Origin of the sequence: Streptomyces spongiae, from assembly GCF_009377185.1 — a bacterium.
GTDB classification, from domain to species: domain Bacteria; phylum Actinomycetota; class Actinomycetes; order Streptomycetales; family Streptomycetaceae; genus Streptomyces; species Streptomyces spongiae.
The window spans coordinates 1-6227 of record NZ_VJZC01000584.1 but is presented as its reverse complement, the minus strand read 5'-3'; the positions used below and the strand labels follow the sequence as shown (position 1 = coordinate 6227).

The 6227-nt window shown below is 71.4% G+C and carries 4 protein-coding genes; 2 read left to right on the top strand and 2 right to left on the bottom strand.

Features of this window, described 5'->3' with window-relative positions:
• Positions 1 to 29: 29 nt before the first annotated feature.
• Positions 30 to 2759, bottom strand: coding sequence for an FG-GAP-like repeat-containing protein (locus FNH08_RS42080; protein ID WP_152776785.1), 2730 nt, complete (start codon positions 2757 to 2759; stop codon positions 30 to 32).
• A gap of 180 nt (positions 2760 to 2939) precedes the next feature.
• Between FNH08_RS42080 and FNH08_RS42075 the strand changes: the two genes are divergently transcribed.
• Positions 2940 to 3671, top strand: coding sequence for a DUF4142 domain-containing protein (locus FNH08_RS42075; RefSeq protein WP_194238811.1), 732 nt, complete (start codon positions 2940 to 2942; stop codon positions 3669 to 3671).
• Positions 3672 to 3689: 18 nt separating this feature from the next.
• Here FNH08_RS42075 and FNH08_RS42070 read toward each other — a convergent pair whose 3' ends face one another.
• Positions 3690 to 4865 carry a PucR family transcriptional regulator gene (locus FNH08_RS42070; RefSeq protein ID WP_194238810.1) on the bottom strand — a complete coding sequence of 392 codons (1176 nt, stop codon included), beginning with the start codon at positions 4863 to 4865 and terminating at the stop codon, positions 3690 to 3692.
• 389 nt (positions 4866 to 5254) lie between these two features.
• Here FNH08_RS42070 and FNH08_RS42065 point away from each other — a divergent pair, with 389 nt between their 5' ends.
• Entirely contained in the window at positions 5255 to 6184 is a 930-nt protein-coding gene (locus FNH08_RS42065) for a dienelactone hydrolase family protein (RefSeq protein ID WP_152776783.1), read from the top strand.
• The last annotated feature ends 43 nt before the right edge of the window (positions 6185 to 6227 follow it).

Sequence of the window (6227 nt, the reverse complement as noted above, 5' to 3'; positions counted from 1 at the left end):
GGTAGGGGCGGCGGGGGCGCGGATCCTCCCTACGGCGTCAGCGTCACCCCCAGGTGCGCGCCCGTGGGGGTGCCCAGGGTGTCGGGGCCGTAGTAGACGCCCCCGCTCGTGTCGATGCCCGAACTGCCGCTGTCGAGCTGGAGGATCGTGCCGTCGTAGGCGTTCTCGCCCTCCGCTCCGACGGCGAGGTCGGCGCGGCCCCAGCCGGACAGGTCCGTCAGGACGACGGAGGAGCCGAACTTGTCGTTCGGTTCCGTCCAGCCGGTGATGCCGGAGGTGTCCTGGTTGAAGTCCAGGGCACCCGAGCCGGTCAGTCCGGACGACGTGCCCTTGAGCAACAGGGTCGTACCGGCGTTCGACTGGTTCGCACCGCTGCGGGTGATGTCCTCGTTGGGGGCGCCCGCGAGGACGTCCGCGTAGCCGTCGCCGTTGTAGTCGCCCGCCGAGACCGACCAGCCGAGCGCGTCGCCGTCCTCGGCCGTGCCCGGGACTCCGGTCGTGTCCTGGGTGACGGTCTTCATTCCGGTCGTGGTGAAGCCCGTCGAGGTGCCCGGGACCACGGTGACCTGGCCGCCCTTGTACGCGCCGGACTCCGCCGTGTACGGCTGGCCGATGACGATGTCGTCGTAGCCGTTGCCGTTGACGTCGCCCGCGGCGATGGAGCGGCCGCCCTTGACGGACAGGACGCTCACCTTGACGAGGCCGGTGGCGCTGCCCTTGAACCAGGTGACCCTGCCGATGCCGGACTGGTCGCGGTAGTTGAGGGCCACGTCCGCGTAACCGTCACGGTTGAAGTCGCCGGTCGCGGCGTCGGTGTAGGCGACGGATCCGGTGGCCGTGGTCAGCTTGCCGTCCTGGGTGGCGCCTCCGGTCAGGTGGACGTTCCAGGAACCGCCGTTGCCGGTGCCCGCCGAGAAGACGTCGGCCTTGCCGTCGGCGTTGAAGTCGCCGACGGTCACGGCCGAGCCGAGCTTGGCGCCCGCGCTCGTCACCCCGGTGGTGGTGTACGAGGTGCCGGTGTTCAGGCCGGGACCGTACAGGACCGTGATCGCGCCGCGGTCGGCGTTCCCGGACGTGTCGTCCTCGCCGGGCGCGCCGATGGCGAGGTCGGCGTAGCCGTCGCCGTTGACGTCGCCCCAGGCGGTCGCGGCGCCGAAGCTGTCGCCGGCCTCGGAGTCGCCGGGAACGCCTGGGCTGGACTGGGTGAGCTTCAGCCTGGCGGTGCCGACCGGTCCGTCGGTGCCGCCCGGTACGACGACGACGTTGCCGACGTTTCCGGAGGCCGCCGGCACACCGGCGACCAGGTCGGTGACGCCGTCCCGGTTGAAGTCGGCCGTCGGGATCGCGGAGTTCTTGCCCGCGCTCGCGGCGAAGCGGCGGATCTCGCCGAGCTTGGAGTACAGGTTCGCGCCGGGGCACTCGGTGGCGTACGCGTCGCGGTGGCCGGAGATGGTGTTGAGGGTGGCCTCCTGGCCGTCCTTCCACACCCCGGTGTCGCCCTTGGCGGTCAGCGTGACCTTGCCCAGCGGGTCACCGCCGTACTGGCCCAGCTTCCAGGCCGCGATACGGGCCACCGACTCCAGGGCGGCGCGGCTCGGCCTGCCCGCCGGGACGCCGGCTGCCGCGTCGCCCTCGTAGTCACCGAGGACGGCGATGCCGGTGGAGTAGCTGTTGAAGCCGTACGTGTGCGCGCCGAGCACGGGCAGGTCGACGCCGCCCGCGCGGCCCTCGAAGATCTGGCCGCACTTGTCGACCAGGAAGTTGTAGCCGATGTCGTTCCAGCCGTTGGCGTCGATGTGGTACGCCATGATGCCCCGCACCAGCGAGGCGGACTGGGCGCAGCTGTAGCTGTTCGAGCCGACCGTGTGGTGCACGAACACGGCGCTGATCTTGTCGATGTACTGGGGCGGGTCGTCGACCTTCGACTCGTCCGCGCCCCAGGCGGCCCGGCTGATGATCGGGGGCTCGGTGACCGTGGACGGCGGCGCGACCGGCTTGGTCTCGCTCGGCGACGGGGAGGCGGACGCCGAGGGTGACGTCGACGCCGAGTCGCTGGGCGACGCGGAGACGGACGCGGAGTCCGTGGGCGCGGGGGCGGTGTCGGTGGGCGCGGGAGCGGTGGCGGTGTCGGTGGGCGTCGCCGAGGCCGTGTCGGTCGGTGTCGCCGTGTCCTCGGCCACGTAGGCGGCCGGTTCGATCTCGGTGCCCACCGACTTGGTCTCGGCCGTCGTCACGACACCCGGGTCGACGAGGTCCACCTTCAGGCCCTTGGGCAGTACGGCGGAGGTGGTGCCGTTCTTGCGGACCACCTGCACCTCGACGCCGTCGGACGGGCCCACCCACAGGGGCTCCGAGGCCCCGCGCATCCCGGGCTCGACGGTGTCCGGCGGGTCCGTGTCGAGCTCCAGGTCCTGCCAGCCGCTCCACTTGCCGGTCTCGCTGCTGCGGACGCGTACCTGCGCGGTCCCGTCGACCCGCTTCGTGGCGCCGGTCCACGAGACGCCGAGCAGGGAGAATGCCTCGGTGTCGGTGCGCGCCAGTTCGCGCTTGCCAACCGTGCCCGCGAGGGCGAGTTCGTGGACCTTCACCGGCCGCTTGGCCCTGCCGGCCGCGCCCGGGTCGTCGGAGGGGCCGGCCATGGCGTAGGTGGCCACGCCCGCACCTCCCAGGAGCACGACGCCGAGGGTCAGCCAGGTTCTTCGCTTCAGGCTCAGCGGTTGGTACGCGTGTGACGTACGGCGACTCAAAAGTCCCCCCATGTCGAAGTCACTTGGGGCACACCCGTCACATGGATGGCCCGACGTACCCAGCGCAGCCACCCCCGCCAACATCACAGCTGGGATCCGCCGTGACGGAGTCTTTGCTTGGCGCAGAGGATTCCCTGGGGCGGGCCGCGCGTACTGCACCGCGATCCAAGTCGTCGCGGGCGGGAGGGACCCATGCGGATGTCGCGGAGTGCGGTGGGGACGGTGTTCATGGTGGGTGCCCTGGGAGTGACGATGACCGCGCTCGCCTATCCGGCGATGCTCGGGGTGCAGACCACGAGCAGTTCACCGTCACGGATCATCGCCAACACGCGTTACGGCCCGCTGACCGAGGCCGACCGGGACTTCGTGGTCAAGGTGCGGGCGGCGGGACTGTGGGAGTTCCCCTCCGGCGAGCTGGCCCTGCAGAAGGGGACCTCGGCCGCCGTACGGACCGCCGGTCAGCACCTCGTGAACGGGCACACCGCCCTCGACGCGACCTGCCGGAAGATCGCCCCCGAGCTGGGGATCACGCTGCCCAACCAGGCGAGCCCGCAGCAACAGGGGTTCGTGGCGACCCTGACCTCCGACAAGGGCAGGCAGTTCGACTCCGATCTCGCCAACATCCTGCGCGTCACCCACGGCACGATCTTCTCGACCATCGCGAAGATCCGCGCCACCACCAAGAACACGCTCGTCCGTCAACTGGCCGACCAGGCCAACGACACCGTGCTCGACCACATCACGGTCATGGAGAAGACCGGGCTGGTGAACTTCGACCAGGTCCTCTTCCAGGAGACGAGCCCGCCGAAGCTCCCCGCCGCCGACGTCACCCCACCCGCGCCCCGGCCGGGGGAACCGGAGGTGGCGCTCACCCCGCCGGCGAACGCCACGCCAACGTCTCCCCCGGCTCCCCCGGCACAGTGACCCCGGCCGGCAGGCACCTCAGCGCTCTCTGGGCGCCTCCCGCCCCTCCGCGTGGATCAGCCACGTCAGCGTCAGCATCAGGTCCAGACGGTGGGCCGGGTCATGGCCGGTGTGACCGGTGAGTTCGGTGATGCGGCGCAGGCGGTAGCGGACGGTCTGTTCGTGGATGTGGAGACGCTCACCCGTGAGGACCGCGTTGTCGCCGCACTGGAGGTACGTCAGGAGGGTCGCGAGGAGCGGCGTGCGGCGGCGCGGGGGCAGGGCCAGCAGCGGGGCCAGCGTGTCCGTCGCCGTGGTGTCGATCAGGTCCTCGGCACACGCCCCCGCCAGCAGCGCGGTGTGGTCGGCGGCGCGTACGGGTCGGTCGGCGTCGAGGATGCCGCGCTCGACGAGGGCGATCGTGTGCCGGGCCCACCTCAGGGACGTGGCCGTCCGCTCCGGCGGCACCGTGGGACCGATCGCCGCCGGGCCGAGGCGGCGCAGCAGCGCGGGCAGCCAGTCACGGCCCGCCGAGTCGGGGTCGGGGACGACCAGGTACGGCGCCGGCGCCTCCCAGTCGGCGAGGACGTCCGGCGGCAGGACCCGGTTGGGCGAACGCCCGCCGTTCTGCGCGGGAAGCGGTGAGCCCGCCGGCCGCAGGGCCACCACCGCCAGCGACACCGGCACCTTCCACTCGGCCGACCTGGCCTGGTCCGCGATCGCCTCGGGCGCCGGAGCCGGCTCGCGGACCAGCAGGTCGCGCAGCCGGGCACGACGGCGTTCGCGGTCGCTCGCCATATGGCCCTGCTGCCGGGCGTACCCCTGGGCCCCCGCGTCGGCGGCCCTGGCCAGCAGTTCGAAGAGGTGGTCCGTGAGGTGGGAGAGGGTCTCCTTGGGCCAGCCGAAGCGGTACGCGTCCTTGATGAACCGGCGGCAGGCGACCTGACTGCTCAGCCGCAGCGCCGTCTGGAGGCGGTCGAGGCCCCGGCCCCGTCTGGCCGCCTCGGTGCCCAGGCGGAAGTACAGCGCGGCGAGTTCGCCGACGTCCGGCTCCTCCTGCGCGAGCGAGTCCACGAAGAACGCGACGGTCTCGTGGATCACCTCGTGGACGACCTGGGCGTAGTCGCCGTCCAGCGGTCTGCCCGCGTCCAGGCTCTGCTGACGCACCTGACGCTCGATCTCGGCCACGGCGTCCGCGAGGTGCGGGCGGAGCATGGCCGACAGGGGCGGTCCGGCGACGGTGAGTGGTACTAACGGCGGGTCGGTGACAGTCACGTTTCCCCTCCGGGTTCCGGCGGGCTCGTCTTTCCCGGGATGCTCCTCGCGTATCACCCGGCACGTCAACTCACCTTCGTGACAAGACGAGTTGGTTGGCTTGTCCATCGCCCGCCAAGACTGCTCAGTTCGGTGCGCACCCTGTGGCGAACCGACAAGTCAGGCCCGCAACTCACCGTTCTCCCGTACAGCGCGACGTGCGCCCCCGCTCCCACGATTCCTCTCGGATCAGACCGGATTCCCCCCACAGGACCCACGGGATCCACGGCCCCACGGGATCCACGGGAACCACGGGGCTCCCCCGCACCCGTACGAGAGGACGACTCACCATGAGAACAGCGCTGAGGAAGCGACTGGCACTGGTGGCCACCGGTGTCTCGCTGGCCGCCCTGCTGGGCGTCAACTCCGTGGCCCAGGCGAGCCCGACGTCGGGCGAGAGCCGGTACGGCGGTGCGCGCGCGGTCGCCGCCGTGCAGGCGAGCCCCTACGAACGCGGGCCCGCACCCACCGAGGCCGGCGTGACCGCCTCGCGCGGCCCCTTCGCGATCAGCCAGGTGACCGTGCCGGAGGGCAGCGGGACCGGGTTCAAGAACGGCACGATCTACTACCCGACGTCCACGGCCGAGGGCACGTTCGGCGCGGTCGCCGTGATCCCGGGCTTCGTCTCGCCACAGGCCGTGATCCAGTGGCTCGGCCCGCGCCTGGCTTCGCAGGGGTTCGTGGTGTTCACGCTGGACACCTTCAGCGGACAGGACTTCCCCCAGGACCGCGCCAAACAGCTCCTGGCCGCGCTCGACTACCTCACGACCAGCAGCTCGGTGAAGAACCGGATCGACCCGAACCGCCTTGCCGTGATGGGTCATTCGATGGGCGGCGGGGCGAGCCTGTGGGCATCCGCGAACCGGCCCTCGCTCAAGGCCGCCGTACCGCTGGCGCCGTGGGAGGTCGACACCACCTGGGAGAAGGCGGACAAGGTCCCCACGCTGATCATCGGTGGTCAGTCGGACGCGATCGCGCCCGTCGACTCGATGTCCATCCCCTTCTTCACCGGCATCGCGGCGTCGGAGAAGGCGTACCTGGAACTGCGCAACGGTGACCACTTCGTGCCCGCAGCCGAGGGCCCGGTCGTCGCCAAGTACGCGATCTCCTGGCTCAAGCGGTTCGTCGACCTGGACACCCGCTACGACCAGTTCCTGTGCCCGGCGCCCGCGCCGAACACGAACATCAGCCAGTACCGGGACACCTGCCCCCACAGCTGAGCCGACCCTTGCCGGGCCCCACGCGGTGACCCCGCGTGGGGCC